This window comes from Oricola indica (genome assembly GCF_019966595.1).
Classification (GTDB): Bacteria; Pseudomonadota; Alphaproteobacteria; order Rhizobiales; family Rhizobiaceae; genus Oricola; species Oricola indica.
The window spans coordinates 88,792-104,071 of the sequence record NZ_JAINFJ010000010.1 but is presented as its reverse complement, the minus strand read 5'-3'; the positions used below and the strand labels follow the sequence as shown (position 1 = coordinate 104,071).

General features: G+C 61.5%; 12 protein-coding genes. 11 read left to right on the top strand and 1 reads right to left on the bottom strand.

What is annotated here, in order from left to right; translation table 11 throughout:
* Positions 1-25 precede the first annotated feature (25 nt).
* Positions 26-1,045, bottom strand: coding sequence for a TRAP transporter substrate-binding protein (locus LC343_RS20350; RefSeq protein WP_223479016.1), 1,020 nt, complete (start codon positions 1,043-1,045; stop codon positions 26-28).
* A 420-nt stretch (positions 1,046-1,465) separates the two neighbouring features.
* Here LC343_RS20350 and LC343_RS20345 point away from each other — a divergent pair, with 420 nt between their 5' ends.
* From LC343_RS20345 to LC343_RS20295, 11 genes are all read left to right on the top strand, one after another.
* A complete protein-coding gene (locus tag LC343_RS20345; protein WP_223479015.1) occupies positions 1,466-1,933 on the top strand; it encodes a DUF3237 domain-containing protein in 468 nt (155 codons plus the stop codon).
* 404 nt (positions 1,934-2,337) lie between these two features.
* Entirely contained in the window at positions 2,338-3,744 is a 1,407-nt protein-coding gene (locus LC343_RS20340; RefSeq protein ID WP_223479014.1) for an FAD-binding oxidoreductase, read from the top strand.
* A gap of 46 nt (positions 3,745-3,790) precedes the next feature.
* On the top strand, positions 3,791-4,771 hold the full coding sequence (locus LC343_RS20335) for a Bug family tripartite tricarboxylate transporter substrate binding protein (RefSeq protein WP_223479013.1): 981 nt from the start codon (positions 3,791-3,793) through the stop codon (positions 4,769-4,771).
* A gap of 67 nt (positions 4,772-4,838) precedes the next feature.
* Complete coding sequence (locus tag LC343_RS20330) at positions 4,839-5,306, top strand: tripartite tricarboxylate transporter TctB family protein (protein WP_223479012.1); 468 nt, start codon at positions 4,839-4,841, stop codon at positions 5,304-5,306.
* Positions 5,306-6,817: a tripartite tricarboxylate transporter permease gene (locus tag LC343_RS20325; protein WP_223479011.1), complete on the top strand. Its 1,512-nt coding sequence runs from the start codon at positions 5,306-5,308 to the stop codon at positions 6,815-6,817. Before LC343_RS20330 ends, LC343_RS20325 begins: the two co-directional genes overlap by 1 nt.
* Complete coding sequence (locus LC343_RS20320; protein ID WP_223479010.1) at positions 6,814-7,521, top strand: GntR family transcriptional regulator; 708 nt, start codon at positions 6,814-6,816, stop codon at positions 7,519-7,521. The genes LC343_RS20325 and LC343_RS20320 overlap by 4 nt, the downstream gene beginning before the upstream one ends.
* The gene (locus LC343_RS20315) at positions 7,518-8,420 is read left to right on the top strand and encodes an isocitrate lyase/PEP mutase family protein (RefSeq protein WP_223479009.1); all 903 of its coding nucleotides are present in this window, start codon (positions 7,518-7,520) and stop codon (positions 8,418-8,420) included. Before LC343_RS20320 ends, LC343_RS20315 begins: the two co-directional genes overlap by 4 nt.
* Positions 8,417-10,309 (top strand): bifunctional sugar phosphate isomerase/epimerase/4-hydroxyphenylpyruvate dioxygenase family protein, encoded by a 1,893-nt coding sequence (locus LC343_RS20310; protein ID WP_223479008.1) that lies wholly within the window; start codon positions 8,417-8,419, stop codon positions 10,307-10,309. Before LC343_RS20315 ends, LC343_RS20310 begins: the two co-directional genes overlap by 4 nt.
* Before the next feature lie 555 nt (positions 10,310-10,864).
* The gene (locus LC343_RS20305; protein WP_223479007.1) at positions 10,865-12,220 is read left to right on the top strand and encodes an ABC transporter substrate-binding protein; all 1,356 of its coding nucleotides are present in this window, start codon (positions 10,865-10,867) and stop codon (positions 12,218-12,220) included.
* Positions 12,221-12,404: 184 nt separating this feature from the next.
* Positions 12,405-13,631 carry a mandelate racemase/muconate lactonizing enzyme family protein gene (locus tag LC343_RS20300; RefSeq protein ID WP_223479006.1) on the top strand — a complete coding sequence of 409 codons (1,227 nt, stop codon included), beginning with the start codon at positions 12,405-12,407 and terminating at the stop codon, positions 13,629-13,631.
* A gap of 43 nt (positions 13,632-13,674) precedes the next feature.
* A complete protein-coding gene (locus LC343_RS20295; protein ID WP_223479005.1) occupies positions 13,675-15,273 on the top strand; it encodes a GMC family oxidoreductase in 1,599 nt (532 codons plus the stop codon).
* The last annotated feature ends 7 nt before the right edge of the window (positions 15,274-15,280 follow it).

The following is a 15,280-nucleotide window of genomic DNA, read 5'->3' as shown; positions in this document are numbered from 1 at the left end:
TGGCGCCGCCCCGGCCTTTCCTGTGTTAGTCGAAACGGGCGTTGTGACGGTCGAGCGCGTCCAGATAGCTCTGGTAGATCGCGTCTGGATCACCGCCGGCAGCCTTCACGTCTTCCTTCCACTGGTCGATCAGCGGTGCTGCGGCGTCGCGCCACATCTGCACCTGCTCCGCGGTCGGGACATTCACAGTGTGGTCGTCCGAGTCGAGCATCTTCTGCCGGCCGGACGCCTCGTTCTCGGCCCATCCGGCTGAAAACTTCTTCGACCATTCAGGCGTACAGTGGTCGTCGATCACCTGTTTCAGGTCGTCCGGCAAGCCCTCGTATTTCGCCTTGTTGATCAGCAGGAGCTGCGCCGACACGTAGAACGGCATGTCGAGATGCTGCTTCGTTTCCGAGTCGATGCCGAAGATGTAGATCGAGTTCCACGGGAAGGTGATGGCATCGGCTGTACCGTTGGCGATCGCCTCGCGTGCTTCCGGCGCCGGCACCTGGACGGGGCCGCCGCCGAGCATGCTGATGAAGCGCGACATCGTCGCGTGCGCCGGCCGCACATTCTTGCCCTTGACGTCGCTCGGGACCATGATCGGGTCCCTGGAGTGGATGGTGCCGGGGTCATGCGGATTGGCGATACAGAACTTGACGTCCGACATCTCCGTTTCGGCAATCGGCGCGTACCATTCATGCATGGCCTGCGCACCGGCGATTGAGTCGTTCATGTGGAACGGGATTTCGATCAGGCTGTACATCGGGAAACGGCCGGCCTGGTACCCGGGGTTCACGTAGCTGATATCCGCGATACCGTCGCGGGCCATGTCGTAATGGTCCGGTGCTGCGCCGAGCTGCTGAGCCGGAAATATCGTGATGTCGATGCGGCCGTTCGAGGCTTCCTTGATCGACTCGACCCACGGCTCGATACCGAGTGTCTGGATCGGATGCGTAGGCGGCACCCAGTGGGCGAGACGAAACGTGACCTCCTGGGCCTGCGCCATGCCCGCCGAAAGCGCAAATGCTGCCACACCGGTAATGAATTGACTGATTTTCATGTTTTCCTCCCTGTCAATCGAGAGAGGCAATCCTCCAGCCGGGGTGCCGTGCCTTGGCACGATCACTCCGTTGACTCTCTCTGTATGCAATTAGCCATGGTATGGGCATGTTTGTCTATGCCTTAGGCCTTCCATGCATACTTACGAACCCGGTTTGCACGAGATAGCGCGCCCTTTGGATGGACAAGATGCAGTGCAGCGGGCAAAATTCCGACGGCGAACGTTCCGGAGGTGCTCCAGGTCCCGCGCCCGGACAACTGGCGGTGAGGAAATCGCGCTGAACACGACTCAAACATTGACGCTCGTCTCGGCTATGTCCTGGCCGGCTTTCCTGCAGAGCGAGATACTTGCAGTTGTTACGCCTGATGTTGGATTGATAGACGCAAATAGAGCCAACCATCGACATGGAGCCGCTGTTTCATGAACAAACCCCCGGAACCGAAACTCGAGCACATATGCGATCTCACCGTTGAGCTCGATCCAATCTGCGAAATGGGCATGGGGCGCGCTGGCAGGCGCCGTATTATCCCGATCGTCGGCGGAACGGTCCAGGGGCCGCGTCTGAATGGTCGCATTCTTAACCTCGGCGCGGACTGGCAAACGATATTCGCCGACGGTCTCGCTGAGCTCGATACCCGCTACGCGATCGAAACCAACGACGGTGCGACGATAGAGATCGTCAATTACGGCTATCGCCATGGTCCGCCAGAAGTGATTTCTGCGCTCGCAAGAGGTGAGGCTGTCGCGACCGACGACTACTACATGCGAACGCATGCGCGGCTTGAAACCGGCGATTCCCGCTATGACTGGGTAAACCGCACACTGTTCGTGGGTTCAGGGGCCCGGTTTGCGGAGAAGGTCGTCGTCACCCTCTATGCAATTGGATAGCTGTCGCGAGCCGTTATGGTCGCTGGAGCACTGTGACGAAACGATCACCGGCGGCCGACAAACGCCTTAACCTGCCTTGGCTTGGTGACTGTTTCTTACGGCTTGTGCCGCTTTTTGGGCATCCTCGATCCTCCGTCTTTCTAAACATAATGCTGGCCCCATTTCGTCGTGTGGGTTCAGCGTCGCGTCGGCTTCCTGACGACCGGCCCGCTCAGCCTAACAATCCCCTCGATCTCTGACACCTCGTCGCGGACGTGCCGGCTCAACACCGTCAGCGCATTCGTCCAAGAATTTTCCTTCATGTCCTGCGTCGATCCGCGAACCGACACACGAGTCAATGCACCGTCTTGCATGTCGCTTCAATTCTGTTATGTGTTACATATAACAGAGATTGGGAGAAAAAGATGGAGGTCCAGGCGCGCGGCAAGCTTGTCGAGGGTCTCGCATCGAAGCTCGGTCCCGGCGCCGTTCTCGCCGGAGCAGACATTCCGGATCGCGCCCGGACCGACTGGAGCTTCCTTCCCGCAACCGCGCCCTTCGCGGTGTTCCGGCCGTCCTCAACCGAAGAAGTCGCTTTGATCCTGCGGTCCTGCAATGAGGCCGGCATTGCCGTGACCCCGCAGGGTGGCATGACCGGTCTGTGCGGCGGGGCGCGGCCGCTTGACGGCGGTGTCGGTCTTTCGATGGAAAGGATGGTCGGCATCGACAGTATCGATAGCGACGGCATGACGATGATCGTGCGCGCCGGCACGCCGCTCGAAACCATTCAGAAGGCCGCGGATGACGCCGGCCTCTTCTTCGCGCTAGATCTGGGCGCGCGCGGCTCCTGCGCGATCGGCGGCAATCTCTCCACCAACGCGGGTGGAAATCGCGTCATTCGCTACGGAATGGCCCGTGATCTCGTGCTCGGGCTGGAAGTTGTACTTCCCGACGGAACCGTCCTGCCAATGCTCAACCGGATGCTGAAGAACAACGCCGGTTACGACCTCAAGCAGCTATTCGTCGGAGCCGAAGGCACGCTCGGCGTCATTACGCGCGCGGTGCTGCGCTTGCATCCCAAACCTGGATGCGTATGCGCCGCGATGTGTGTGGTGACTGGCTATGACAAAGTGCTCGAATTGCTCGGCACCGCTCGCCGTAATCTCGGCCCCTTCCTTTCGGCCTTCGAGGTCATGTGGGCCGATTACTGGACCCAGGCGACCGAGCGGGTGCCCAACGCAAAGGCGCCTGTAAAGATTGGCGAGGGGACGCATGTCGTTCTCGTCGAGATGCAGGGTCTGGACGACGGGATCGACGGCGCGCGTTTCAGCGCATGGCTGGAGCAGATGTTCGAGAGTGGCGTGATCGGTGACGGCGCCATCGCGCAAAACCTCTCCGACATGGCCGATTTCTGGGGCACGCGCGACGCCGCGGCCGAGTTCGCCAATCCGGATGTGATCGGCCCGCACATATCCTTCGATATCGGGCTGCCGATCCGCAGGATCGAGGAATTCGTGAACCGGTCCAAGCTGGCGCTGATGGACGAGCTTGGATGCCATTCGGTGCATTACGGTCATGTCGGCGACGGCAACATCCACATCGTGGCGTGGGTTCCCGGCGCAAAGATCCAGCCTTTGGCGAACGCCAGCCGTATCGTTTACGAAATCGTCGGCGATCTCGGCGGCACGGTTTCAGCCGAACACGGAATAGGGCTCCTCAAGAAGCCCTATCTCGAACACACGCGCGATCAGGCCCAAATCGAGTTGATGCGGCGCATCAAGCGCTGCATCGACCCGTCCCTGACCCTCAACCCGACTAAGATTTTCGACTGACCCTGTCGTGACATGTGTCGCGAAGGGCTAACCCTGGGAGGAAAGCATGAGCTTCAACAGACGAAATATTCTGGCACTCGCGGCAACCGTGGTGCTTGGCGTGGCCGCTCCGGCCGTTGCGCAGGACTGGCCGAACGGTCCGGTCACACTGATCGTGCCGTGGAGCGCGGGCGGCGGCACCGATGCCACGGCGCGCATGATCGGCACGCTGCTCGAAAAAGAACTCGGAGTTCCTGTTCCGGTGGTCAATCGCACGGGCGGGTCCGGCGTTATCGGTCATTCGGCCATTGCGGATGCCGCTCCCGATGGCCAGACGATCGGCGTGGCCACCCTTGAGATCGGGTCGATGCACACGCTCGGTCTGACCGACCTCACCTACAAGGCCTACACACCCATCGGTCTTTATAATTCCGATCCCGCCGCGATTTTCGTGCGCGCCGATGCCCCTTATGACGATATGGCGGGCCTGCTGACAGCTCTGGAAGCGGCGCCGGATCGTGAATTCAAGGCCTCCGGTTCGGCGCAGGGCGGTGTGAACCATCTGGCGCTGGCTGGTATGCTTCTTGCGGCGGGTCTGCCCGTCGAGCGCGTCGCATGGGTTCCCTCGGAAGGTGCCGCTCCCGGCTTGCAGGACCTTGCTGCCGGAGGCGTCCAGATCGCAACGGCGTCGCTGCCCGAAGCCGCTGCTCTGATGTCGGCCGGGCTGATCAAGCCGCTCGCCGTCTTTGCGGATGCGCGCCTCGACGATGCAAAGGACCTGCCGACATTCAAGGAGGCGACGGGCAACGATTTCTCTCTCGGATCCTGGCGCGGGGTTGTTGCGCCCGCCGGCGTTTCCGATGAGGTTGCGGCCAAGCTGGTGGAGGCTGTCGACAAGGTGGTCCACGATCCCGAATATCTGGCCTTCATGAAGGATCGGGGTTACGCGACACAATGGACGCCGTCCGGTGAGTTCGAGTCGTTCATGGAGACGTCGGACAAGGCGCTGGCGCAGAGCCTCGCGGCCGTCGGACTGGCCAAGCAGTAAAGAAGGCGCGGGGGAGGTCTCACGTCCTCCCCTGCCGTCGTTCGTTGCTAGGGAGGGTTTGATAGCCATGAAGGTTCATGACAGCGTGATCGGTGCGCTTTTGTTCGCCTTCGGCCTTTGGGTGCTGGCGACGGCGTGGAGTTATCCGGAAATGCCCGGTCAGAGCATCGGGCCGGGAACCTTTCCCAGCGTGCTGGGTGCCCTGTTCATGGCCGGCGGTGTCCTGCTGGCAATCACGGGATTGCGCGAGCGCGGCATGGGACTTGTCATGATCGATCCTGGCTGGCGATTTCCGGCCCGGTTTGCCGCTGCGATTCTCGCGACCGCCGGCGTGGTTGCTTTCGCGATGGTGTTCGAAACAGTCGGTTTTCCCATCGGAGGTTTCGTCCTTCTGACCGCGCTGTTCATCTTGTCGGGGTACAGAAGCCCGACCTGGATCGCGGCCTCTGCTGTCTTCGTTCTTGCGGTGCACCTGACGATGACGCGTCTCCTCTACGTGCCTCTGCCGGCCGGGCTGTTGAAAGGCATCTTGTAATGATCTTCCAGCATCTCGGCGCTGCATTCGAACTCGTTCTGACATGGAACATGTTCCTCATCATGTTTTCCTGCGCCCTGTTTGGCCTGTTCGTTGGCTCAGTCCCGGGCCTTTCGGCAACCATGGCGACGGCGATGCTCGTACCGCTGACCTTCTTCATGGATCCCGTGCCGGCAATCGCTGCAATTGTGACTACCGCGGCGATGGCGATCTTCGCGTCGGATATTCCGGCGGCTCTGATCCGCATTCCCGGAACCGCCGCCTCTGCTGCCTATGTGAGCGACCTCAACGCGTTGACGCGCGCAGGCAAAGTCGGCCGGGCGCTCGGCATTTCGGTCACAGCCTCGGCCATCGGCGGTATTTTCGGCTCGCTCGTCCTGATCTTCGCCGCACCTGAACTGGCTCTCGTATCGCTGAATTTCACCTCGTTCGAGTATTTCTGGCTGGCCCTTCTGGGTCTAACGGCCGCCGTGATGTTGGGCTCGGCGTCGATTCTCAAGAGCCTGATCGCGCTCTGCATCGGCCTCATGATCGCCAGCGTCGGCATGGACACGACCTCCGGCCTGCCGCGTTTCACTTTCGGGCTGACCTCGCTCCTTGATGGCGTTGCCTTCGTTCCGGCGCTTATCGGCATGTTCGCCATTCCCGAATTGATCCGTACTTTCGTGCATCGGGATCTTCCGCCCCCCGCCGCGCCGATCGGCAATCCGTTCTCGCTGTTTCGAGGCCTCGGCGGTGTGCTGTGGCGGCACAAGACCAACCTCGCGCGCAGTTCCACCATTGGGACGATCATCGGAATCCTGCCAGGCGCGGGATCCGATATTGCGTCATGGATTTCTTATGCAGTCTCCAAGAAGTTCTCGAAAAAACCTGAGGTCTATGGCGACGGCAGCGAGGAAGGGCTTGTCGATGCCTGCGCCGCGAACAATTCGGCGCTGTCGGGCGCCTATGTGCCGGCCATGGTGTTCGGCATCCCGGGTGACAGCATTACCGCGATCGTCATCGGTGTTCTGTATATCAAGGGCCTCAATCCGGGACCCATGGTCTTCCTGACCAGCGCCGATACGATCGCCGCCATCTTTCTGGTGTTCCTGCTGGCGAATATACTCATCGTTCCCCTCGGCCTGCTGGCGATTGGATTTGCGGCGCAGATTCTGCGAGTTCCCAAACTCGTCCTTGCGCCGATGATCCTCGGCTTCTGCATTGTCGGCTCCTATTCGATCGACGCTAGCGCTTCCGGTGTCGTCATCATGGTCGTTCTCGGCGTTCTGGCTTACTTGATGGAGGAGAATGGCTTTCCCGTCGCTCCGACCATTCTCGGTATCGTCATGGGGCTCCTCGTCGAACGGAATCTGGTCACGTCGCTGATCAAGTCCGACGGATCGCCGCTCGGTTTTTTCGAACGCCCCATCGCGGCCGGCCTCGCCCTCACGGTCGCGATAATCTGGATCGTGCCGGTCGTGCTATGGGTCAGACGGCGGAAGAAAAGGTCAGGGGAGACGTTTGTATGAATGTGCGCAGGATCGCTCCACAAAAAACACTGGCGGAGATCGCCGCGAAAGAGATCCGCGACGCGATCCTGACCGGCGCTTTCAAGCTCGGAGAGAACATTTCGGAAGACCGTCTGGTGGCGCAGATGGGGATCTCCCGGACGCCGATACGAGACGCAATGGCGATTCTCTCGCGTGAAGGCCTGGTGAATGTGCGTCCCAAACGCGGATCGTTCGTTTTCGAGACCTCACTGGAGGATCTTGCCGCGATCTGCGACTACCGCCAGATGCTTGAGGCGCAGGGCGCGCGCGCCGCGATGCGGACGGATCGAACCGGTTTTCTCGAAACGCTCAGCGCAGTGGTCGAAAAAATGGCGGCCGCGCTGGCGAATGGCGAAATCGTCGAATACGGCCAGCTCGACAGCGCCTTCCATCAGGCCGCCTTCGATCATTGCGGCAATTCCTATTTGCGCGACTCTTATGCTCTCGTCGCCGGACGTATCGCCACCTTGAGGGCCAACATCACCGCGCCTTACGAGGCGCGGCGAGAGGAATCGATGAACGAGCACAGGAGCATGCTCGACATGCTCGCGCGCGAGGACTTCGCTGCCTTTGACGCCGCGCTTGCGGCGCATGTGCAACGCACGGCCGACGTCTATCAGAAGGCGCTGGCCGACGGCCATCTGGGGCCCGACCGAAAAGCATCCGAGAAGGTGGCCCGATGACCGCGAATGCACCGACGCTTATGGGCGGCGCGCGCCGCCTGAAAGACCTGCTGGCGCGGGGCGAGCTGGTGGCGGCACCGGGCGCGCCCGATTGCATGACCGCGCGAATGGTTCAACAGGCCGGTTTCGGAGCGGTTTATATGACTGGCCTGGGCGCGACGGCCATGCGGTTGGGCCAGCCGGACCTCGGGCTGATGACGCAGACCGAGATGGCGGACCACGCCCGCGCCATGGTGCGCGCCGTGCAAATTCCGGTGATCGCGGATGCGGATACCGGCTACGGCGGGCCGCTCAATGTGCGCCGGACAGTCGAGGAATACGCGCAGGCCGGTGTGGCGGCGCTGCATCTGGAAGATCAGGAAAGCCCGAAACGGTGCGGTCAACTGGCGGGCGTGCGCATAGTCCCCCGGCGCGATGCCGAACTGCGTATCGCCGCGGCCGTTGCCGCCCGTGCCGAAATCGGCGCCGACATGATCATCATCGGCCGCACCGACGCGCTCCAGTCCGAAGGTATCGAATCGGCGATCGATCGCGCTCGGCGTTACCGGGATCTTGGCGCGGACCTCGCTTTTGTCGATGGCGTGAAGACGCGCGGCGAGGTCGAGGGGATAGCGGCGGGGCTCGATGGCCCCAAGGTCGTATCGCTGGTCGATGGAACCGACGCGGCGCAATTGACCCGCGCCGAATTGGCCGAAATGGGGTTCTCGATCGTCCTTTACGCCGTCACCACCCTGTTCGCCGCCGGAGCGGCGATCCGCGAAGCGCTGGCGCATTTGTCCGACGCGGGGACGCCCCACGGTCTCGTCGGGCAAATGAGCTACGCGGAATTCTGCGATGTTGTCGATCTCGGCCGATTTCAGGCTTTTGCAAAAACCCATGAAACCGAAGATCAGCCGTGAAAACCGCCATCGCGACCGTTTCGATCTCCGGTGACCTGCGAGAAAAACTCGCGGCCATCGCCGCCGCCGGTTTCGACGGCATCGAGATCTTCGAGAACGATTTCCTCGCCTTCGACGGCGGTCCGCGCGAGGTTGGCCAGATGGTGCGCGATCACGGGTTGGAAATCGCATTGTTCCAGCCGTTCCGCGACTTCGAAGGCATGCCGGAGCCGCAACGCGCCCGCGCCTTCGATCGTGCCGAGCGCAAGTTCGACCTGATGGGAGAGTTGGGCACCGACCTCGTGCTGGTCTGCTCCAACGTCTCGCCGATCTCGCTTGGCGGCATCGACCGCGCGGCCGATGACTTCCGTGAGCTGGGCGAGCGGGCTGCGAAACGCGGCATTCGCGTCGGTTACGAGGCGCTCGCCTGGGGGAAGCATGTGTCCGATCACCGCGATGCGTGGGAGATCGTGCGCCGCGCCGACCATCCGAATGTCGGGCTGATTCTCGATTCCTTCCACACCCTGGCAAAGAAGATCGACCCCGAGACAATCCGCTCCATCCCCGGCGACCGCATCTTCTTCATCCAACTCGCCGACGCACCGAAGATCGACATGGACCTGCTCTACTGGAGCCGGCATTTCCGCAACATGCCGGGCGAAGGCGATCTCGACGTCGCCGGCTTCATGCGCGCCGTCGCCGCCACCGGCTATGACGGTGTGCTGTCGCTGGAGATTTTCAACGATCAGTTCCGCGGCGGTTCGCCCAAGGCGATCTCCGTCGATGGCCACCGCTCGCTGGTCTACCTGATGGATCAGGTGCGCCGCGCCGAGCCGGACATTCGAATCCCGGTGCCCGACATGCCGGACCGTATTCCCGTGCACGGCGTCGAGTTCGCCGAGTTTGCCGCTGACGAGACGGAGGGAGCGGAACTGGGCGGGCTGCTCCACACGCTCGGTTTTCGGCGTGCCGGCCGTCATATCGCCAAGGATGTCGAACTGTGGCGCCAGGGCGCGATCAACATCGTCATCAACACCGAGCGGGAGGGCTTCGCCCATTCGTCCTATGTCGTGCACGGCGCCAATGTCTGCGATATTGGACTGAAGGTGGAGGATGCGTCGGCGACGGTGGAGCGGGCGCGGGCGCTTGGCGCGAATTTCTTCGACCAGCCGGCGGGACCGGGCGAACTGAAGATACCGGCGATCCGCGGCGTTGGTGGCGGCATCGTGCATTTCATCGACGAAAAGAGCGATCTGGCGCGGGTGTGGGAGATCGAGTTCGAGCCGGCCACAGATGATGACAAGCCCGCCGATGCCGGCCTGACCCGGATCGATCATGTCGCGCAGACGATGAACTACGAAGAGATGCTGACCTGGGTGCTTTTCTACACCTCGATCTTCACAACCGAGAAGTCGCCGATGGTTGATGTGGTCGACCCGGCGGGGCTGGTGCGCAGCCAGGTGATCGAGAGCGAGGACGGCTCGCTCCGCATCACCCTGAACGGCGTGGAGAACAGGCGCACGCTGGCCGGGCATTTCCTGGCCGAAAGCTTCGGTTCTTCGGTGCAGCATCTGGCCCTTGCGACCGACGACATTTTCGCGACCGCGACCGCCTTGCGCGCCAAAGGTTTCCAGCCGCTCGTCATCTCGCCCAATTACTATGACGATCTCGACGCCCGTTTCGGCCTGGAGGAGGATTTCCTGAGCCGGCTGCGCGATAACAACATCCTGTACGACCGCGACGGCAACGGCGAATATTTCCAGCTCTACAGCCCGAATTACGGCGAGGGCTTCTTCTTCGAGATTGTCGAGCGCCGAAACGGCTATCGCGGCTACGGCGCGGCCAACGCCCAATTCCGGACCGCCGCCCAGAAACGTCAAATGCGCCCGAAGGGCATGCCGAGAGTGTAGGGTCCTTCAAGGCGGGACTACGGTTGTCGAACCTTGGTTGAGATCGCGCACTTGGACCGATCATGTTCCCTTCGACGGGAAACAGGCGATGGCCCCTCATCCCGATTGAACGAATGATTGCTCTCGGTATGGCGCTTGGATGACGGTTTGCTCCACATTCATGACGTCGTGAAACGATGCAAAATCGATAACAGGGAAATCCTGCTCGTCTTGGCTATCCTCTCAGCCCTTCGAGTGTGCCGGCATTAAGAGAACCCGCATTTTTATCCAATCTTTGATTCTGTAAGCCACAGATAACCTTTTCCGGAATCCTCCTCCGTTCGTCAGGACGAAACTGTCTCACTGGCGCTGAAGCCGGACAGATTACCGAGTCTGGATCACTCGAAAATCGAGACTCCAAACCTTGCCGGGAATGCGGCCCCGACAATTGGTTGCCCATGAAGCCTCATGATTTCGCGCCCCGAGACGCCGAAGCCCGTTCTTGACAGCGCGAGCGATTCCATATTCTATAGAATATAGAAATCGCATTTCATCGCGACCAACGAGGAGGAAATCGTGAAAAAGACGCAGATCGGAAAATTGACGAGTCGCCGGAGCATGCTGGCCGGTTTGGCCGGCTCTCTGGTGCTGGCGGCAGGGCCGGCGGCCTCTGTGCATGCGCAGGAAGGGCTTGGTACCGCGGACAATCCCGTGGAAGTCAGGATCATGGCCAACGAGGCCTTTGCCAACACCTGGCAGACGCTGCTCGTCCCGGAGTTCAACAAGGCCTATCCGAACGTGCGCGTTGTCTTCGACGGCGTGCCCTATACGGAGCTTCTGGCCAAGATGATGCTGGATGCCACTAGCCCGAATCCGGAATACGATGTGCTTCTGGTTGACGATCCGTGGGTTCCGCAGCTTGCCGAAATCGGCGCGCTCGTGGACCTGAAGGGCGAGAAGGTGGCCGCGCTGACCGGCGACGATTACGACTGGGACGATTTCAACGCCGCGCCTTTGGCGGCGGGCGAGTGGCAGGGCGTCCAGTACGCCGTCCCCGTGCGCTCGAACATGCTTCTGCGCTTCTATAACAGGACGCTCTACGAGGAAGCCGGATTGCCCGAGCCGACACCGGAGCAGACCTGGGACGAGTTCTTCGCCGATGCCGAAAAACTGGTGCGCGACGCTGATGGCGACGGCAAGGACGACCGCTGGGCAATCGACACCTATTTCGTTCGCGAGCCGCTGACGCCGACGATCTGGCAATCGATCCTCAACGCGAATGGCGGCAGCCTGCTTGATGAGTCCGGTTCACCGGCATTCGCCAACGAGACCGGCGTGAAGTCTCTGGAAACCCACAAGCGCCTGCTGGATTATGCGCCGCCCGGCGCGCTCGGCCATGGCTTTTCGGAATCGCTTCAGGCTTTCCGCCAGGGCTTGGTCGCCAACATGTTCAACTGGGGCAGTGTGTACAAGTCCACCGCTGTCGACCCGAAGTCCACGACGCTTACGGTGGATGAGGTCGGTATCCAGGTGCTCCCCGTTGGAGACGTCCAGGCCGGCGCGCACCGCGGTATCTGGATTGCCGGCGTCAGCTCGAAGACCGAAGAGCTTGAAGCGTCCTGGGCGTTCCTGGAATGGCTGACCTCCAAAGAGGGCGAGAGCATCAACGCTTCGCTGGTGGGGTCTTTCCCGGCACGCAAGTCGACGCTCAATGGCGAGCCGGCCGAACCTTGGCTCGGACCCGTCTATGAGACGCTGCAGCAGGCTTACGATGTGGCCGCCAAGGGTAAAATGTGGCGCATCCGCAGCCCGAAATCCGATGCCGCTCAGCAGATCCTGGCGGACGAGATCGCACGCGGTCTTGCCGGACAGGCCAGTGCCGAAGAGGCATTGGATACGGCCGCCGGAAAAATCGAAAAAGCGTTGAAATAACCGGCTGCTGCATAACTGGCATGGGCGTCCCGCGCGCCCATGCCCCATCCGGGCGAGGCGCCGGATGGCTCTTCAACCGACAGATTTACGGCCGCATCACGCAATGCGGCGCCAACCTGGCGATGCACCGCGCATCGCGCTTGCGGGACGGATTGCCCGTGCCCGATTTTGACTGGGGAACCCGATGCCGACGAAAGCGATTGTCAGCGAAGTCAAGACATTCTCTTGCAGCAACTCCTGGCGAAACTACCACTTCCTGAAGATCGTCACCGAGGATGGCATCGTCGGCTGGAGCGAATATGACGAGAACTTCGGGTCGCCCGGCGTTTCCGCCGTCATCGGTGAACTTGCGCATCGCCTGATCGGGCAGAGCGCGATGCATCACGAGCATGTCAGGGAAGACCTGCGCAACGTGACGCGGCCGGGATCGGGCGGCGTGGTCGGTCAGGCGCTGGGTGCGATCGAGAACGCCCTCCTCGACGTCAAGGCCAAGGCGCTGGATGTGCCGTGTCACGTCCTGCTCGGCGGCAAGGTGCGCGACAGGATCAGGGTCTACTGGTCGCATTGCGTATCCTACCGCACGCGGACGGAACATTTCCCGCCCGGTATCACAGACGAAAGCGGCGTCCGCCAGATCGCCCGCGAGGTCGGCGAAAAGGGTTTCACGGCGCTCAAGACGAACATCTTCCATTATGACGACGAAGGCCGGATCGAAGGCTGGTCGCCGGGCTTCAGCCGTCCGCACGAGCCGGGGCGCAATGTCGAGCGCAAGACGCGCAAGGATCTGCGCAAGCACCTCCAGATCATGCGGGAGGAAGCCGGTCCGGATATCGATATCCTTCTCGATCTGAATTTCAACGGCAAGACCGAGGGCTTCCTTTCGATGATCCGCGAGATCGAGGATCTCGACCTCTTCTGGATTGAGATCGACACGCTCGATCCCAGGGCGCTGGCCTATATCCGGTCCAAGAGCAGGCACCCGATCTCGTCATGCGAAACGCTGATTGGCCTGCAGCAGTTTCTGCCGTTCTTCCGCGAACAGGCAATCGATGTTGCGATTATCGACACACCCTGGAACGGCGTCTGGCAGTCGCTCAAGATTGCTGCGGCCGCGGAGGCGCATGAAATCAACGTGGCGAGCCACAATTTCTACGGTCACTTGTGCACGATGATGAACGCGCATTTCAGCGCCGTCGTACCCAACATGCGGATCATGGAAACCGATATCGATCGGATCGCATGGGACAGTGAGCTTTTCACCCACGTGCCTGAAATTAAGGACGGCTACATGGTCGTGCCCGACCGGCCTGGTTGGGGGACGGAGCCGATCGAGGCGGCGCTTGCGAAATACCCGCCCTTGCCGGATGTCGGTATGCCGAAACGTGTTTCGGTGCCGCGTCTGTCTGTGTGACGATGTCTGACGTATCTGGTCACCCCAAGCTTGCATGAGTGTCATGAACGAGCCTGTCGACGTTCTCATCATCGGAGCCGGAGCATCCGGCGCGGCGGTGGCCTGGAGCCTCGCAGAGACGCGCATGCGCATCGTCTGCCTGGAGCAGGGCGACTGGCCGAAGAGTAACGATTTCCCGAGCACGGGAACGGACTGGGAAGCCAGGGCCCTGGAAGACTACGCGATCAGTCCGAACCGGCGAGCGCTGGAAGCGGACTATCCGGTCAATGACGACGATTCGCCGATCAAGATCGCCAACTACAACGGCGTCGGCGGCGGGACCGTGTTCTACGCGGCGCATTTCCCGCGGCTGCATCCGTCTGACTTCCGCGTGAAAAGCCTGGACGGCGTCGCGGAAGACTGGCCGCTGGATTACGGCACGCTTGAACCTTTCTATGCGCTCAATGACCGTATGATGGGCGTCTCCGGGCTGGCCGGCGATCCGGCCTATCCGCAAAAGGAAGCGGTGATGCCACCCATCGCGATGGGCCGGACAGGCGAAGTGCTCGGAACCGCCATGAACCGCCTCGGCTGGCATTGGTGGCCGTCGGACGCCGCCATCGCCACCGAGGAGTATGAAGGCCGCGCGCCATGCATCAATCTCGGCCAATGCGGATCGGGTTGCGCCCAGGGCGCCAAGGCGAGCACCGACGTGACCTACTGGCCGGAGGCGATCCGCTCGCGGATCGAGGTGCGCACGAAATGCCGTGTCAGCCGCATCGAGACCAATGACGCGGACATGGCGACCGGGGTCCATTATTTCGACGCTGATGGCAAAGAGGTCTTCCAGCCGGCCGAGATCGTCATCATGGCGTGCAACGGGATCGGTACGCCGCGCATCCTGCTCAATTCCGCTTCCAGCCGCTTCCCGGACGGGCTCGCCAATTCCAGCGGGTTGGTGGGCAAGAACCTCATGCTGCACCCCTATGCCCAGATACGCGGCCATTTCGATGAACGGTTGGACGGTTATCGCGGCCCGCCGATTTGCGTCTGGAGCATGGAGTTCTACGAGACCGATCCGGCACGGGATTTCCTGCGCGGCTATTCATACCAGTTTTCCCGGGGTATCGGACCGGCGCGCACGGCGATCAACGGCTTTGCCGACGGAATGGTGCCGTGGGGTGAAGGCCATCATGCCGCGTTCCGGCGCCTCTTCGAGCGCAGCGCAGGAATGGTGTCGGTATGCGAGGACCTTCCCGAAGAGACGAACCGCGTCACGCTCGATCCCGACCTGAAGGATGGCAATGGAATCCCGGCACCGCGGATTACCTACCGGTTGTCCGACAACACGAGGAAAATGCTTGAGCATTCCGTCGCGCGGGGTGTGGAAATCCTCCAGGCAGCCGGCGCGCACGACATCACAACGAAAGCGCCGGTGCCATATGCGGGCTGGCATCTTCTGGGAACGGCGCGCATGGGACGGGATCCGGAACGGTCCGTCGTGAATGAATGGGGTCGGAGCCATGACGTGAAGAACCTCTTCATCGTCGACGGGAGTGTTTTCGTCACGTCCGGCGGCGTGAATCCCACATCCACGATCCAGGCGGTTGCGCTCTACGTCGCCGACCAGATCAAGTCGCGCATATACGAACTCTTCGATTGAGGCATCA